The sequence below is a fragment of the Nonomuraea sediminis genome (assembly GCF_018531495.1).
In the GTDB taxonomy this organism is placed as follows: Bacteria; Actinomycetota; Actinomycetes; order Streptosporangiales; family Streptosporangiaceae; genus Nonomuraea; species Nonomuraea sediminis.
The window spans coordinates 284,103-300,123 of sequence record NZ_JAHDTI010000004.1 but is presented as its reverse complement, the minus strand read 5'-3'; the positions used below and the strand labels follow the sequence as shown (position 1 = coordinate 300,123).

Genomic DNA, 16,021 nt, shown 5'->3' with positions numbered 1-16,021 from the left:
AGGCCGGGGAGATGTCATGCGCCGTCGGGATTTCCTGCGCGTTGCGGGGATGCTGCCGTTGATCGGTGGAGGGCTGCTGGGGGCGGCCGCGGGGTCGCCGCCGGCGGATTGGGCGGGGCTGCGGCGGCAACTGAAGGGGCCGCTGGTGCTGCCGGGCGATTCGGGGTACGACCGGGCACGGCGGCTGTTCAACCCGGTCTACGATCGCGTGCGGCCTGGCGGGGTGGCCTACGCGGCGACCGCGGCGGACGTCGCGGCGTGCGTGAACTTCGTGCGGACCGCGAGGATCCCGGTGACGGCGCGGTCAGGAGGGCACTCCTACGCCGGGTGGTCGACGGGGACGGGGCTGGTCATCGACGTGTCGAGGATGAACTCGATCAGCTACTCGGCGGGGCGGGCCACGGTCGGGGCGGGCGCCAAGCTGGTCGACGTCTACGACCGGCTGGCCGCGCACGGCGTGAGCATCCCGGCCGGGTCCTGCCCGACGGTCGGGGTGGGCGGGCTGACGCTGGGCGGCGGGATCGGGGTGGTGTCCCGCAAGTACGGGCTGACCTGCGACACGCTGGAGTCGCTGCAGATCGTCACCGCGGACGGGCGGGTGCTGACCTGCGACGCCACGCACCACGCGGGGCTGTTCTGGGCGTGCCGGGGCGGAGGCGGCGGCAACTTCGGCGTGGTCACCTCCTTCACCTTCCGCACCCACCCGATCCGCGACGTCAGCGTGTTCTTCCTGCGCTGGCCGTGGGCCAAGGCGGCCGCCGCGGTCAAGGCGTGGCAGTCGTGGGCGCCGAACGCGCCCGACGAACTGTGGTCCACGCTGCACCTGGGCCGCGACAGGAACGGGCTCTACGTCCAGATCGGCGGCCTCTACCTGGGCGGCAAGGGCGCGCTCGACCGGCTGCTCGCGCCGCTGTCCGCCAAGCTGGGCGCGAACACGTCCCGGTACGTGGCGGGCTCGTCCTACCAGCACGCGATGATGGTGATGGCCGGGTGCGCCTCACTCTCCGTGGAACGCTGCAAGCAGACCGGCCGCGAGGCGTTCGCGGCCAAGTCGCACATGGCCTACCGCCCGATGCCGGACAAGGCGGTGAACGCGTTAGTCGCGGGCGTGGCGCAGGGCGGCACGCACTCGGTGCTGCTCGACGCGCTCGGCGGGGCGGTCGGGCGGGTCAAGCCCGATGCCACCGCCTTCCCGCACCGCGCCGCGCTCTTCAGCGTCCAGTACTACGCCGACGGCTCCGACAGGACGTGGCTGCGCGCCATCCACGCGACGATGCGTCCCCACCTGGGCGACCACGCCTACGTCAACTACATCGACCCTGACCTGACCGACTGGCAGGCCCAGTACTACGGCCCGAACGCCGGCCGCCTGGCCCAGGTCAAGTCCACCTACGACCCCGACCGCCTCTTCCGCCTCCCCCAGGGGGTGTAGATAACCGGTTTCCCGGGCGATGGTCGAGCTGGGATTATTCGGGACCATGCGTCACTGGCCTCTCACCGACCTGTCGATCACCACCCCGCGGCTGGAGCTGCGCTACCCGTCTCTCGAGGACCTGGACGAGCTCGGCGACCGGGCCGCCGAAGGAGTGCACGACGACGGGTTCATGCCGTTCGCGGTGCCGTGGACCGAGGCCGAGCCGGAGGACCGGGCCAGGGCCACCCTGCAGTACCAGTTCCGCCAGTGGGGAGCCTTCTCGCCCGCGGGCTGGAGCGTCGACTTCGTGGTCGTCTTCGAGGGCCAGGTGGTCGGCACGCAGGCGGTCGAGGCCACGGACTTCCCGGTGAAGCGGGAGGTCGCCACCGGCTCGTGGCTCGGGCGGCGCTTCCACGGGCTGGGCATCGGCACCGAGATGCGGACGGCCGTGCTGCAGTTCGCGTTCGAGGGGCTGGGCGCCGAGCACGCCGTCACGGCCGCGTTCGAGGACAACCCGGCCTCGCTCGCGGTCACCAGGAAGCTCGGCTACCGGGAGGACGGGACGCAACGGGACAACCGCCAGGGCAAGCCCGTCACCACCCTCCGCTTCCGCCTACCGCGCACCGACTGGCGCTCCACGCCCACTGTCAAGATCCACAATCTGGAACCCTGCCTTCCCCTCTTCGGCCTGTCGTAGCGCGCCCGAGGTCCGCGAGGCGACGTGCACGTGCGGGTCCACAGCTGGGGATGACGCCCGGCGGAAGCGGCCGGGGGCCGTGCCGTACTCGCGTTTGAAGGCGTTGGCGAAGGCGAACTCCGAGCCGTAGCCGACGCGCGCGGCGATCTCGCCCAGCGGCGCGTCGGACTCGCACAGCAGCCGCCCGGCCATGGCCAGGCGCCACCAGGTCAGGTACGACAGCGGCGGCTGCCCGATCAGCGAGCTGAAGCGGCGTGAGAAGGCGGCGCGCGACAGCCCGGCGCGGGCGCCCAGCGATTCGACGGTCCACGGGTGGGCCGGGTCGCGGTGCATGGCGTCGAGCGCGGCGCTGATCGCGTCGTCGGCCAGCGCGGCGGCCCAGCCGTGCGCGACGCACGACTCGGGCCGCTGCTCGAAGTAGGCGCGCAGGATGTACAGCAGTAGGGTGTCGAGCAGCGACGACACGACGGTGTCCGCCCCCAGGCGGGGGTTCTCGATCTCGGCGGCGAGCAGCTCGATGGCCGCGCGCAGCTCGGGGTGGTGCCCGAGCCTGGCGGGCAGGTGGATGAGCCCGGGCAGGCCGGTCAGCATCGGGTGCATGCGCGCGCGGTCGAGCCGGTAGCCGCCGCACAGCGTGACCGTGACGGGCCCGGTGCCGCCGGCGGAGGCCGAGGTGAACAGCTCGCGCTCCAGCAGCGGGTCGCAGGCGGGCTCGGGCAGCGGCGTCGTCGGCGAGTCGGCCAGGGCCACCTCGTCGCCGTGCGGGAAGAACATCACGTCGCCCACGCCCAGCTGGATCGGGCCCTCCTCGGGCGGGATGAGCCAGCACGAGCCCTGCAGCACCACCTGGAACCCCATCGAGCCGGGCGCCGCGCCGAAGCGCTGCCCCCACGGCGCGCGCCACTCGATGCGGGCGGATCGCGGCTTGCCGGTGCGGGTGATGGCGATGACCTCGCTCAGCGTGTCCACGAATCGAGTCTAAGCCGGAGACGCTCGCGTATGAAATCCAGCTTCTGACGCATTGGCTGTCTCATGGTCACGACCTACCGTGGAGCCCATGATGTTCGCAGCCCGCATCCACGAGTACGGCGAGCCATCCGTGATCACCATCGACCGGGTGCCGATCCCCGAGCCGGGACCCGGCGAGGTGCTGGTCAAGGTGGCCGCCACCTCGTTCAACCCGTCGGAGGTCGGCTTCCGCCGGGGCTTCATGCCCGTGACGTTCCCGCACACCCTGGGCTGGGACGTGGCGGGCACGGCTGACGAGCCGGTCATCGCGCTGGCCGCCGGCGCCGCGGCCGGGTACACGGTCGTGCCGGAAGACCATCTGGTGAAGGCCCCCAAGGCCATCCCGCTGGAGCACGCGGCGGCGATCCCGGTGGCCGGGCTCACGGCCTGGCAGGCGGTGTTCGAGCACGCCAGGGTGCGGCCGGGCGAGCGGGTGCTGATCGTGGGGGCTGGCGGCGGCGTGGGTATGTTCGCGGTCCAGCTGGCCAAGCACGCCGGCGCCACGGTCGTGGCCACGGCGAGCCCGCGCAGCGCGGCCGCGGTGCGGGCGCTGGGCGCCGACGAGGTGGTGGACCACACGCGCGAGCCGCTGCCGGACGGCAACGACGTGGTGCTCAACCTGGCTCCCGCCCCGCCCCCGATCCTGGGCGAGCGGGTCGTCACAATCACCCATCCGGCCGAGGGCGCCACCCACTTCGTGGCCCGTAACGACCCGGGTCACCTGGCCGAGCTCGTCGGGCTCGTCGACGCGGGCCTGGTCCGGGTCGACATCACCGAAACACACACATTGCGCGATCTCCCGGATATCCACGCACGAGCGGAATCCGGCGAGATCAGAGGAAAAATCATCATTAAGGGGTTGGAATGATCAAGGTTGGTATCGTCATCGGCAGCACCCGCCCTGGCCGCACCGGCGAGACCGTGGCCCGCTGGATCCACGACCTGGCGGTCAAGCGCGGCGACGCGGAGTACGAGCTGGTCGATCTGAAGGACTTCGCTCTCCCGCACCTGGACGAGGAGCTGCCCGCCGCCCTCGGCCAGTACGCGAACCGGCACACCAAGGCCTGGTCGGACCGGATCGGCGAGTTCGACGCCTACGTCTTCGTCACCCCCGAGTACAACCACTCCTTCCCCGGCGCGCTGAAGGACGCGATCGACTTCCTGTTCGCCGAGTGGCACGACAAGGCGGCCGCCGTGGTCGGCTACGGCGTGAACGGCGGCGTCAGGGCGGCCGAGCACCTGCGTCAGGTGCTCGGCATGGTCAAGGTGGCCGACGTCCAGCTCTCGGTGGCGCTCCCGCTCGAGGAGGTGGCCGCCCCGGCCGAGAAGTACGCCCAGCAGGCCGGCCAGATGCTCGACCAGCTGGTCTCGTGGGGCGCCGCGCTGCGCACGATCAGGGTGTGAAGTGCCTGAGCACCTCGGGGTTGGCCATCGCGTCCAGGTTGGCGGCCTCCTCGACCGGCGTGCCCAGCAGGATCTTGCGGACCGGCACCTCCAGCTTCTTGCCGGACAGCGTCCGCGGGATCCCGGGCACGGCGTGGATCTCGTTGGGCACGTGCCGGGGGGACAGCTCCTCGCGTAGCGCCTTGCGCAGCGAGCCGGCCAGCTCGTCGGTCAGCTCTTGGCCCTCGGCCATCGTCACGTAGAGCAGGAGCCGCCCCTCCTGTCCGAGCTGCCCGGTGTCGATCACCAGGCTGTCGGCGATCGCATCGAACCGCTCGACCACCCGGTAGAACTCGCTGGTGCCCATCCGGACGCCGCCGCGGTTCAGCGTGGAGTCGGACCGGCCGTAGATGACGCAGGAGCCGTCGGGGTTGATCTTGATCCAGTCGCCGTGCCGCCACACGCCCGGATAGACGTCGAAGTAGCTGTCGCGGTACCTGTCGCCCCCGGAGTCGTTCCAGAACATGACCGGCATCGACGGCATGGGGCCGGTGAGCACCAGCTCCCCCACCTCGCCGACGACCGGCTTGCCCGAGGTGTCGAAGGACCCGATGGCCGCCCCGAGCGACAGGCACGAGATCACCCCGGCGCGCACCGGGTGCAGCGGCGTCCAGCCGACGAACCCGGTGCACACGTCCGTGCCGCCGGAGAAGGATCCGACCGGGACGCCCGGCAGCGCCTCGGCCACCCACGCGAACCCCTCCGGCGGCAGCGGCGACCCGGTCGAGCCGAGCCCCTTCAGCGCCAGCCCGGCCGGGTGCTTGCCGAGCTTCATCGAGGCCAGGATGTAGGGCGCGCCCACGCCCATGTAGGTGACGCCCTCGTCGGCGGCCACCTGCCACAGGTCGACCGGCGCGCCGTCGTAGAGCACGGGCACCGCGCCCACCAGCAGGGCGCCGATGAGGTAGTTCCACATCATCCAGCCCGTGGTGGTGTACCAGAAGAACACGTCGCCCTCACCGAGGTCCTGGTGGAAGGAGAGCGACTTCAGGTGCTCCAGGACGATCCCGCCGTGCCCGTGCACGATCGGCTTGGGCAGCCCGGTGGTCCCGCTGGAGTAGAGGATCCACAGCGGATGCCCGAACGGCACCCGCTCGAACTCCAGCGGACCCTCCTCCGAGCGCAGCTCGTCCCACTCGGCGCCGAGCCGCACGGTCGCCACCAGCGTCGGCAGCTCGGCCGCGATCTCCTGTACGGCCTGCGTCCTGTCGAACCACCTGCCGTTGTAGCGGTAGCCGTCGACGGCGATCAGCACCTTGGGCTCGATCTGCTTGAACCGGTCGACGATGGACGGCACGCCGAAGTCGGGCGAGCCCGACGACCAGATCGCCCCGAGCGAGGCCGTGGCCAGGAAGGCGATCAGCGCCTCGGGCACGTTGCCCAGGTAACCGGCCACCCGGTCGCCCCGCCGTACGCCCAGTCTGACGAGCCCCGCGCGCACGCGGGCGACCTCGGAGCGCAGCTCGGCCATGGACAGGACGCGGCGGGTGCCGTCCTCGCAGACGAAGACCAGCGCGGTGCCGTCGGCGCGGCGCAGGGCGTTCTCGGCGTAATTCAACGAGGTTCCGGAGAACCATTCGGCGCCCGGCATCGTCCCAGTGATGACGGGCCCGTCACCAAGATCACCGACTACGTCGAAGTAGCGCCAGACAGACGTCCAGAACCCCCCCGGATCGTCGACCGACCACTGCCACGCCTGCGCGTAGGTGGTGTGCCCCACCGACTCCAGGTAGCGGGTCAGTCTCGCACGCGCGATGACCTCGGCCGTCGGTTCCCAGAGCAGTGCACCTTCAGCAACCATGAGCCCCATCCTGTCGCCCGGTTCCCCGAAAGTCATACCTGACCCCCCACATAAGTCGCTACCTGCGTAGGTGGTCCACCGCCATACGCGCCGCCGTGCCGATCACCGCGTCGGCCCGCGGCTGGTTCAGCGCCGGGCTGAACGAGCGGGTGAAGACGGCCACCGCGTACCGCCCGCCGTCCGGGTACTCCACCACGCCCGCCTCGTTGCGCAGCGTGGGCATGGTGCCGGTCTTGCCGCTGACGTCCACGTCGTCGTAGGGGAACCCGGTGGCCAGCCGGTGCGGCCACACCTGCAGGCCGAGCACGGTGCGCATCCACGCGCACGACTCGGCGGAGGCGGCCTCGTCGCGCCAGATCAGCCCGAAGAGCCTGGCCATCTCCCGCGGCGTGCTGCGGTTGGTGCGCTCCGGGTCGAGCACCCGCAGCCGCGCGATGTCCTCGGGGTCCAGGTACGGCCAGCCGTGCCCGGCGTCCTCGGCCATGCTGTCGGTGAAGTCCTGGCAGTCCTGGCGCACGACGGTGCCGTGCAGCCCGAAGCCGGCCAGCATGGCGTTCACCGCGTCGAACCCGATCCTGGCCATCAGCGCGTCGGCCGCGCCGTTGTCGCTGACCGCGATCATCAGGTAGGCCAGGTCCCGCAGCGACATCGTGACGTCGTCGAGCATGGCCGCGATCCCGGTGGGCCCCTCGGTCCTGCCGCGCGCGGGCACGGTCAGCTGCTCGGTCGGGTCCAGCAGCCCGTCGTCGGCCCGCCTGGCGAACTCCACCAGCAGCGGCACCTTGAACACCGAGGCCGTCGGCACTCCCGCGTCGGCGCCGTGCCCGACCTCCCGGCCGGAGTCCAGGTCGCAGGCGTACAGCCACCCCGTGACGCCTGCCCCGGCGAAGACCCCGGCGAAGTCCGGCTCTCTCACGCCAGCACCCCCGGCCTCCGGCTGACCCGCCGCACGGGCGTGGCGCCGTCGTCTGCCATCCTGGCGCGCTCCTTGAGAGTCCGTACGGCTACCGCCGAGAAGTCCGTGATCGCGACCGTCGCCGACCGCCACGCGGTCGAGAAGCGGCACGCGAGGGGCGAGCCTAGCAGCGGCCGCCAGGCGACCCCCGGCGACTCCAGCCGTGGCGCGAACGCCACCGCCGCGCCCGCGAGCACCAGCCCGAGCCCGGCGCCCGAGTGCACCTGCGCGGGCACGTAACCGTGGCGGCGGCACTCGGCGAGCAGGTCTGCGTGCATGCCGGGCTCGCCCTCCTTGGGCGGCATCAGCAGTTCCCTGCCCGCCAGGTCGGCCAGGTGCACCTCGGCCGCCTCGGCCAGCGGGTCGTCCTCGGCCAGCAGCACGCCCTGCGGCTGCACCAGGACCTGGCCGAAGTGCAGGCCCGGGGCGGTGACCGGGTGACGCACGATGCCGACATCGATCGCGCCGTCCGCCAGCGCCGTGACCTGGTCGGCGGTCCAGATCTCGGCCGGCGCGAGCCGTACGCCCGGATTGCTCTCGCGGAAGCCCGCGACCAGGGCGGCGATGACGACGGCGGCCAGGTCGGGCGGGACGCCCACGCGCAGCACGGCGCCGTCGCCCTGGCGGACCAGCTCGCGCATCCGGTCGACGCGGTCGACGATCTCGCGGGCCTCGACGACCAGCAGCCTGCCCGCCTCGGTCAGGCGGACCTGGCGGCTTGAGCGGTCGAAGAGCTGGACGTCGAGCTCCTCCTCCAGGCGCTTGATGCGCTGGCTGAGCGGCGGCTGGGCCATGCCGAGCCGGATCGCGGCGTTGCCGAAATGCAGCTCTTCCGCGACCACCATGAAGTAGCGAAGATGGCGGACGAGGTCCATGACCAGCCACTATATCCAGATTTATATCGGTTTTGTGGTTATATCAGTATTGGACATCCCGAATGGGGCTTTGGTCTCCTCTTGGGCATGACTGAACGACGGAGATGGCCGTGGATCACCGCTGGGGTCCTGGTGCCCGTTCTCGTCGCCGGGGGAGTCGTGTGGGCCCTGCGCACCCAGGGTTCGCCTGAGGAGACCGCCGGCGCGTACCTGGCGGCATGGTCCCGCCAGGACTACGCGGCGATGAAGCGGCTGGTCGCCGACCCGCCGGCCGACTTCGAGTCCTGGCATCGCGGGTTCCGGACGAACCTCCGGCTGACGGGGGCCGCCTTCTCGGCCGGCCGTGCGGGTACGGGAGACATCGTGCCCTTCCACTCCCGGCTGGCCGGCGTCCGCGACTGGGAGTACGACGGGACGCTGAAGCTCGTCGAGACCGAGCGGCGTTGGAAGGTCGCCTGGTCGCCGTCCACGATCCACCCCGCGCTGCGCAAGGGCCGGACGATCAAGGCGATCACGCGTGACGCGGCCACCACGCCCGTCCTGGCGGCCGACGGGACCCGCATCGACGGATCCGACGCGCCCGGCTCGGTGCAACAGCTCGTCGAGGGGATCAAGGCGGTGTATCCCTCCAGGTTCGGCACCCGCGGCTCGACCGAGATCGACCTGATGGAGGGCGACACCGTGATCAGGCCGCTGGTCAAGACCGCGACCTCGGAACCGCTGAAGACCACGGTCGACCTGCGCGTGCACCGGGCGGGCGCCGCCGCGCTCGAAGGGGTGGACAAGCCCGCCTCGCTGGTGGCGCTGCGGCCCTCGACCGGCGAGATCCTGGCGGTGGTCAACCGGCCCGGCGGGTTCAACCGGGCGCTGATGGGCAAGTACCCGCCCGGCTCCACCTTCAAGATCGTTACGGCTTCCGCGCTGGTGGCGGGCGGGGTGTCGCCGTCGCAGACCGTGACGTGCCCGCCGGAGCAGAACATCGGCGGCTTCCCCTTCCACAACGCCGAGTTCCACGACTACGGCACGCTGTCCTTCCGCGACGCCTTCGCGCACTCGTGCAACACCACGTTCGGCGCGATGGGCGTGGACAAGCTCGGCGACGGGCGGCTCGCGTCGGTGGCCGCGACGTTCGGGTTCGGCGCGGCGGTCACACCGGGCGTGCCCGCGGTCCGGGCCGAGTTCCCCGCGCCGCGCGACGACACCGACCTGGCCTCCGCCTCCATCGGCCAGGGCCGGGTCCTGGCCAGCCCGCTCAACATGGCCTCCGTGGCCGCCGCCATCGCCTCCGGCACCTGGCGTCCGCCCCGCATCGTGCCTCCCGCGCTGGTGCCCGACCGTTCCGTCAAGCCCCGGCCGCTGGAGCCCGCGGTGGTGAAGGCCCTGCGCTCGCTCATGCCCGCGGTGATCTCCGAAGGCACCGCGCACGCCGTCCCCTTCCCTTCCGGTACGGCGGGCAAGACGGGAACCGCCGAGTACGGATCGGGCAAGGAGCCGCCCACCCACTCGTGGTTCATCGGCTACCGGGGCGACGTGGCCTTCGCCGTGATCGTCGAGGGCGGCGGCACCGGCGCGGCCGTCGCGGCCCCCATCGCCTCCCGCTTCCTCAAGCGCCTGGCCTGACCCCCACCCACACACATCCAGCCCCCGCCCGACCTTTCCGGCCTTCACCCGGCGGGGCGCCCGCCCGACCGCGTGCAGCCCTCAGTGGGCGACCGTCTGTCCGCTTTTGCGGACCTCCCTGACACTCGCCCGACGCTGCCAGCCTCGCCGGGTGTCTTCGGGTGAGCAACCTGGCGTGGGATCGTGCTCGGCCTTGCCGTACCGGGTCAGCCTGCTTGTCTGTCGAGCGGGGCGGTCAGGCCCGCGACGGCGGCCACCACCTCGGAGGCGTTGGACAGGTCGGGCAGCACGATGTCGGCGCCCGCCTCGCGCAGCTCGGCCGCCATCGAGCGCCCCGAGGCGACGCCGATCATCGCCGCGCCGCCGATCCTGGCCGCCTGGACGTCGCGCGTCGAGTCGCCGATGACCACGGTGTTCGCCGGGGTGAACGGCGTTCCGAGATGCTCCTTGGCCCGGCCCTGCGCGACCTGGAGCAGCGTGGCCTTCGGATAGACCTCCTCGCCGTAACCACCGATCTCGAAGTCGATGTACTTCTCCAGGCCGAACGCCTTCAGCTTGTGCACGGCGTTGCTCTTGATCGTGCCCGTCAGCACGGACTGGACCACGCCGTCGAGCCTGGAGACGGCCTTCAGCGCGTCCTTGGCGCCGGGCATCATCCGGCCGTCCTTGGCCAGCCGCTTGTGCCGGTCGGCGAACGCGACGGCCAGTGCCGACAGGAACCTGGGCAGGTGATCGTCCTCGGCCACGATGCCGTTCACGGCCAGCGTCTCGAACACGATCTCCGAATCGGGCCGGCCCATCGCAGGAGCCAGCTTCACCAGCGGTCGCCCCGTCACGACCCGGAACGCCTCTGCGTACGCTTCCCTGGTCACGATCGCGACGTCGACCAGCGTCAGGTCGACGTTCCATAGCACTAGGCGATTGATGGCAGCCTCCTGAGGGATCCCAGTCAGGGTACGACCCCCACCCCTCTACGCCGCCCCGGACGGCTCATTTAAGCATGATTCCCCCACCCCGCACCTCACCCGAGAAAACAGGACACCCTCCAAGATCAGCCCGACAGCTGCCCCGTACGGCGAGTACCCCAGAACGACCTACAGCGAGCACCCCGGGAACAGCCGTACGGCGAGCACCCCAGGACCGACCGACGTACGGCGAGCGCTCTGGGAACGGGCGTACGGCGGGCGACGCGGGACCGGGGTAGGCGGGAATGCGGGTGGCGTAACGGCGGCCGACCACGCGTCACCGGAGGAGCATCTCCCTGGACAGAGCCCCCGAAATGGCGGGTCCAGGATCAGCGAAACGCCCGTCACCAGCAGCAGGACCGCAAGAGCGGTGTTCCCGGACACTCAAGATGAGGACGGGCACGTCATTCACCGTGAGGATGTGGCGGTGTGAGCAGACCCCGGCAGCGTGAGGCGGACGGGGTCTGCGTGTGCAGGGCGCATTGGCGGGTGACCGCGGAGGTCCAAGCTAGGTTTCCGGGGCCTCGCGACAAACGAGATCGTTAACGAATGGCCGCTTCTGTGAGTGGCGCACTACAAGATCGCGATTCATGGCGCCACTGGCAGGCCTTCTTCAGTCGAGTCGCGGCGAGGCCAGGGCAGAAAGCACCCGCTGTCGGAGCAGCTCGTACTCCTCGCGGCACCGGCGAGGCGCATCCGGTGGCCGATGCTGTACGCGACCACCGACAACGACCTCGCCGGGTTGAAATTGATCGGACGTGAAGTCCACTTCTGTGCCGTCAGGCAGCCGATTCCAATAGTGGTTCCAGACCTTGGCTCCACCGACATGGACCTCGCCAAGGATCAGGTCACCTCCGAGCAGGTCCTGCACTACCAGTGCCGTCGTCCCGCACTGGCTCCTTGCCGGGTTGTCGGGCCGCCACTGTTCACGGCCTACTGGATCGCAGGTGTCGGGCCCCCAGGCGGCCCGCAGTAACGGCCGCAGATGTTCCACGTTCAGCATCCTGGGAGAGTCGCAGAAGGGTGTGACAATCTGCGGCGTGACCGATGTGCACGTACATGTAGTCGGCCGCCAGGACTGCGGGTCAACGATCACAGCCCACTTGGCGAAGGCCTCGAGCCGGGGCTGGTTTCTGCCACTCGGCTGCGATGACTTCATTGATGGCGGTGCGGGTGGCGGCTTCGTCGACGATGGTCTTGTCGGCGGCGAAGGTGGCCGGCTTAGGCCTCTACCGCGACCACAGTGCCCTCCGGGGCTCGCGTCCACGGCCCTCCCGCCTGCTCCGCCAAGAGAATCGGGAGGGTCGTGGCCTTCTCAACGGACGTCGTCACGTTTCCGCCCACCCGGAGCGCACTCAACCAAGACGGATCGATCGATCTCCAACCGTCATCGAAAAGGCGATCGAATCACCGCAAGTCAGGCGCTCATCCTCACCATGGCGTCGCACACGAAACGAACATCACTCGAACCGCCTCGATGATCTTGTAGGAGCTGGATCGTGCCAACAGCGCCCACCTGGCGGCTACCTCGACCGCGTTCACCTCGTCGGCGATCACGTGGTGTCTTCGACCTCATCGAACTGCGGTTTTGCGACAGCTCCAGCCTGCTCTCGCTGCGCCCGCCTCTGCCAGGCACCCCGTCTTCCTCGAGCAGCGGCCAACGATCGGCACGACTGCTGCGCTCTGGTATGTTATAGGTCAATCACTAACGTAGGAGTCGATATGACAGCCGAGAAAGACGACGCCAACCGCCGCGCCGCTGCCCAGCACACCGTGGCCGAACATCTGCGCCTTACCGCCGCAGGACGCATCGACGAATGGGTGAAGCTGTTCGCCCCGGACGCGGTCCTCGAGTTCCCGTTCGCACCGACCGGCATGCCTCGACGGGTAACGGGGCGAGACGCACTGTTCGCGCACATGAGTAACTTCCCCGAGACCTTTGACGTAGAGTTCGTCGATCTGGCGTTCCACGAGACGGTCGATCCGAGTCTCGTGATCGCGGAATTCCGCTCGACGGGCACGGCGCTGCCGACCGGCAAGCCGTACGAGCAGACGTGCATCTCCGTCGTCCGGACCGATGACGACGCGCTCATCACCCACTACCTGGACTACTGGAACCCGCTGGTAGCCATCGAGGCGCTCACACCCCGCGACGTGCCGTCCGACCCTGACCTCAGCGTGACTTTCGGAAGCTGAGGCGAGCCGTGGTAAGTGATGCCCATGCCTGCCGCCGGCACTAGCACGAAGAGCGACGAAAGACGTCGCGCCATCATGGCCGCCGCGATCGATTGCTTCGCGCAGAAGGGTTTCTACGGCACGACGACGCACGAGATAGCCGAGCGGGTCGGCATCTCTCAGCCGTATCTCTATCGCCTATACCCGAACAAGCAAGCGCTGTTCGCGGCGGTGGTCGACCACGTGTCCGTCGTGATGACCGAGACCTTGGTCACGCACTCGCCGACGTCGGGTGGGGGTAAGCCGGCGCCCGAGGCGGCGCTGGCTGCGGCACGCGGCGCCTACGCCGCGCTTGTCGCGGACCGGACCATCCTGCGTTTCCTCATGCACGCGAACTGTGCCGCCGGGGAGCCGCTGGTAGGACAGGCCGTGCGGCGGTGCTACGCCAAGCAGGTTGACACCGTTCGGCAGCTGCTGGGCGATGACGACGCCGTGCGGCGCTGGTTCGGCGCAGGGATGCTCGACAACGTGGTCGCCGTGCTGGGTCTGGCCGACATCGATGAGCCGTGGGCGCACGTCCTCACCGGTCAATGACCCAACACCGTGTGCTACCGGGCATAAGCACATGCCGTTCCCGAACGCCCGCGCTGCCCCTTGTCTCACCCGACCGCCCGCCCGTTCAACGCTCTGACCAGCACAGACGGATCCGAATCCGGCGAGCGACGCGGGACCGACCTACGGCGAGCACCCTGGGAACCGACGTACGGCGAGCCCTCTGGGAACGGGCGTACGGCGAGCACCCCAGGACCGACGTACGGCGAGCGCTCTGGGGACGGGCGTACGGCGGGCGACGCGGGACCGGGGTAGGCGGGAATGCGCGTGGCGTAACGGCGGCCTGCCACGCATCACCGGAGGAGCGTCTCCCTGGACAGAGCCCGGCCACGTACGGCGGGCGGCGGGGGCGGCGGCTCGCCGTACAGCCTCAAGAAAGCTCCCCGTAGAACCTCAAGAAGGCCACCGCGCGAAACCAAGAGAGCGGCCGCGCGGGCGGCGGGAAGGCGCGGTCACGCGTGGGCGAGGGCGTCCGTGAGGGTGTCGACGACGGGGAGGCCGGTGGATTCGAGCTCGGCCCTGGTCGTCATGCCGCCCGTGTAGAGCACCGCGCGGGCGCCGACGTGGCGGGCCGCGAGGCCGTCGTCGACGCTGTCGCCGATGATGAGGACGTCGCCGGGCTCCGCGCCGAGCGCCTCGATGTGGGCCAGCATGTGGACCGCCTTCTCGCCGCCCGTCGAGCCGCGCAGCCCGTCGACCCGCAGGAAGTGGCCGTCGATGCCGAAGGACTCCACCAGCGGCACCAGGTGGGTGTGCGGCGCCATCGAGCACAGCGACTGCGTGCCCGTCCAGGCCTGCAGCGTCGCGAGGGCGTCGGCGGCCAGGCCGCAGGTGGCCATGAGGCGGAAGTAGTTGTCGTGGAAGCCGACGTCGAGCCGCTCCCACTCGCCGTCCTCGAGCGGGCGGCCGAGCAGGCGCTCGTAGGCCACCCAGATGGGCCGCGTGTAGACCGCGCGGAAGTCGTCGACGGTCAGCTCGGGCAGTTCGTAGGGCTTGAAGACCACGTTGGTGGCTCCGACCACGGCGTCGATGTCGTGGAAGAGCGTGCCGTTCCAATCCCAGATGATGTGCTTCGTCATGTCGGCCCCAGCCTAGCCGCCGGCTCTGACATTGCGATGAACGCCCTGGAGCCGCGGCACGACTCCAGGGCGAGGAAGAGCAACCGGCCCGCGCCGGCCGGAAGCTCACAGCTCATCGAACATGCGACCCGTGAAGCCCAACGGCCTCACGAGCACCACAGGAGTTTATGCCGATTTGTCAGGGAATAGTCAAATCTGGGTCAAGCGAGCAGGTCCGGGATCTCCTGGGTGGCGTACCACATCAGCTCGTGAGCCTCGGCGCCGTCGACCGTGAAGCGGGCGTCGTCGTCGCCCGCGTCGGAGGCCGGCAGGGCCTCGATCGCGGCCGAGATGTCGGACGCCGCCGACGGGTCGTCGACGTGCACCGCGGCGACCTTGGCCAGCGGCACCGCGTCTGGCAACCGTACCCTGGCCTTCTCCTCCAGGTCGGCGCCCATGACCACGTCGGGCACCTCGGCGGCCACGACCACGCGCCGCGGCGCGATCTCCAGGCCGTCGGACTTGTCGGCCGCCAGCATGCGCAGCGAGGCGCGGGCCGCCTCGGTGAGCGCCACGTACTCCAGTTCCTCGGTGTCACCCGAGGCGTACCACTCCGTCAGCGCGGGCGTCACCGCGAAGCCGGTCAAGGGGGCCGGGCCCAGCTCGCCCTTCTCGACCGCTCGGGTCAGCGCGGGCAGCGTGCACGGCAGATAGACGCGCATCAGAAACCTTTCACCAGATGCAAGAGCTCTATCATGCCCGCCGCAACGGGAGACGGAGGAGAGACTCGAGTTCCGCGAGAGTCGTGTCAGGATCGCGGTGGTGGATGCCGGTGATGCCCAGGGCACGCGCGGCCACGATGTTGGCCTCGAGGTCGTCGATGAACACGCATTCCTCGCCCGGCAGCGCCACGAGCTCGAGCGCGTGCCGGTAGATGCCCGGCTCGGGCTTGCGCATGCCCACCTCGGCCGAGATCACCACCGCGTCGAAGAGCCCGTCGAAGAGGTCGCGCGGGTAGGTGTTCGACCATGAGTTAGAGAGCAAGCACGTTTTGACGCCATTTTTCCGTACGACGCGCAGCATGTCGTACATGGGCGTGACGGGTTCGAACCCGGCGAACATGCGCGCCAGCAGCCCCTCCGCCACCGGCGGCACCCCGTCCAGGGTGCGCAGCCGGACAGCCAGATCACGCTCGAAGACGGCACCGTCGATCTCGCCGCGCTCCAGGGCGTGAACCAGATTCTCCTGGTTGTCGCCGTAGGCCTGCGAGACGAGCTCGCCCATCACACTCCGGTAGTGGACGTCGTCGATCCTGTCGGCCTCGATCCACTTGGTGATCGACTCGGACAGGCCGGTCGTGAGCACCCCGCCCCAGTCGATCAGCACACCACTGACCAC

The 16,021-nt window shown here is 70.1% G+C and carries 15 protein-coding genes and 1 pseudogene; 7 read left to right on the top strand and 9 right to left on the bottom strand.

The window, feature by feature from the left end; translation table 11 throughout:
- Positions 1-16 precede the first annotated feature (16 nt).
- Positions 17-1,432 (top strand): FAD-binding oxidoreductase, encoded by a 1,416-nt coding sequence (locus tag KIK09_RS21240; protein WP_214321014.1) that lies wholly within the window; start codon positions 17-19, stop codon positions 1,430-1,432.
- 46 nt (positions 1,433-1,478) lie between these two features.
- On the top strand, positions 1,479-2,111 hold the full coding sequence (locus KIK09_RS21235; RefSeq protein WP_214321013.1) for a GNAT family N-acetyltransferase: 633 nt from the start codon (positions 1,479-1,481) through the stop codon (positions 2,109-2,111).
- A gap of 51 nt (positions 2,112-2,162) precedes the next feature.
- Here KIK09_RS21235 and KIK09_RS21230 read toward each other — a convergent pair.
- A pseudogene (locus KIK09_RS21230) lies at positions 2,163-3,080 on the bottom strand (AraC family transcriptional regulator); the annotation flags it as partial.
- An 88-nt stretch (positions 3,081-3,168) separates the two neighbouring features.
- Here KIK09_RS21230 and KIK09_RS21225 point away from each other — a divergent pair.
- Both KIK09_RS21225 and KIK09_RS21220 read left to right on the top strand, forming a co-directional pair.
- Positions 3,169-3,987, top strand: coding sequence for an NADP-dependent oxidoreductase (locus tag KIK09_RS21225; protein ID WP_214321011.1), 819 nt, complete (start codon positions 3,169-3,171; stop codon positions 3,985-3,987).
- On the top strand, positions 3,984-4,523 hold the full coding sequence (locus KIK09_RS21220; protein ID WP_214321010.1) for an NADPH-dependent FMN reductase: 540 nt from the start codon (positions 3,984-3,986) through the stop codon (positions 4,521-4,523). The genes KIK09_RS21225 and KIK09_RS21220 overlap by 4 nt, the downstream gene beginning before the upstream one ends.
- On the opposite strand, the gene KIK09_RS21215 is transcribed toward KIK09_RS21220, so the two are convergent.
- Genes KIK09_RS21215 through KIK09_RS21205 form a run of 3 tightly spaced genes read right to left on the bottom strand, consistent with a single transcriptional unit; the run spans position 4,513 to position 8,193 of the window.
- Entirely contained in the window at positions 4,513-6,363 is a 1,851-nt protein-coding gene (locus KIK09_RS21215) for an acetoacetate--CoA ligase (protein ID WP_214321009.1), read from the bottom strand. The genes KIK09_RS21220 and KIK09_RS21215 overlap by 11 nt on opposite strands.
- Positions 6,364-6,421: 58 nt before the next feature.
- Positions 6,422-7,279: a serine hydrolase gene (locus KIK09_RS21210; RefSeq protein ID WP_214321008.1), complete on the bottom strand. Its 858-nt coding sequence runs from the start codon at positions 7,277-7,279 to the stop codon at positions 6,422-6,424.
- Positions 7,276-8,193, bottom strand: coding sequence for a LysR family transcriptional regulator (locus KIK09_RS21205; RefSeq protein ID WP_214321007.1), 918 nt, complete (start codon positions 8,191-8,193; stop codon positions 7,276-7,278). The genes KIK09_RS21210 and KIK09_RS21205 overlap by 4 nt, the downstream gene beginning before the upstream one ends.
- Positions 8,194-8,280: 87 nt before the next feature.
- Here KIK09_RS21205 and KIK09_RS21200 point away from each other — a divergent pair, with 87 nt between their 5' ends.
- A complete protein-coding gene (locus KIK09_RS21200) occupies positions 8,281-9,813 on the top strand; it encodes a penicillin-binding transpeptidase domain-containing protein (protein ID WP_214321006.1) in 1,533 nt (510 codons plus the stop codon).
- 206 nt (positions 9,814-10,019) lie between these two features.
- Here the strand turns inward: KIK09_RS21200 and KIK09_RS21195 are convergent, their stop codons facing one another.
- Both KIK09_RS21195 and KIK09_RS21190 read right to left on the bottom strand, forming a co-directional pair.
- Positions 10,020-10,727 (bottom strand): HAD family hydrolase, encoded by a 708-nt coding sequence (locus KIK09_RS21195; RefSeq protein ID WP_214321005.1) that lies wholly within the window; start codon positions 10,725-10,727, stop codon positions 10,020-10,022.
- Between the two features lie 664 nt (positions 10,728-11,391).
- A complete protein-coding gene (locus KIK09_RS21190; protein ID WP_214321004.1) occupies positions 11,392-11,781 on the bottom strand; it encodes a YunG family protein in 390 nt (129 codons plus the stop codon).
- A gap of 719 nt (positions 11,782-12,500) precedes the next feature.
- Here KIK09_RS21190 and KIK09_RS21185 point away from each other — a divergent pair.
- Both KIK09_RS21185 and KIK09_RS21180 read left to right on the top strand, forming a co-directional pair.
- Entirely contained in the window at positions 12,501-12,974 is a 474-nt protein-coding gene (locus tag KIK09_RS21185; RefSeq protein ID WP_214321003.1) for a nuclear transport factor 2 family protein, read from the top strand.
- Positions 12,975-13,049: 75 nt separating this feature from the next.
- Entirely contained in the window at positions 13,050-13,547 is a 498-nt protein-coding gene (locus tag KIK09_RS21180) for a TetR/AcrR family transcriptional regulator (protein WP_250573532.1), read from the top strand.
- 470 nt (positions 13,548-14,017) lie between these two features.
- Here KIK09_RS21180 and KIK09_RS21175 read toward each other — a convergent pair whose 3' ends face one another.
- The 3 genes from KIK09_RS21175 to KIK09_RS21165 form a co-directional block, all read right to left on the bottom strand.
- Positions 14,018-14,644 (bottom strand): HAD family hydrolase, encoded by a 627-nt coding sequence (locus KIK09_RS21175; RefSeq protein ID WP_214321002.1) that lies wholly within the window; start codon positions 14,642-14,644, stop codon positions 14,018-14,020.
- A 200-nt stretch (positions 14,645-14,844) separates the two neighbouring features.
- Positions 14,845-15,345: a DUF6912 family protein gene (locus tag KIK09_RS21170; RefSeq protein WP_214321001.1), complete on the bottom strand. Its 501-nt coding sequence runs from the start codon at positions 15,343-15,345 to the stop codon at positions 14,845-14,847.
- Positions 15,346-15,376: 31 nt separating this feature from the next.
- Positions 15,377-16,021 (bottom strand): HAD family hydrolase, encoded by a 645-nt coding sequence (locus KIK09_RS21165; protein ID WP_214321000.1) that lies wholly within the window; start codon positions 16,019-16,021, stop codon positions 15,377-15,379.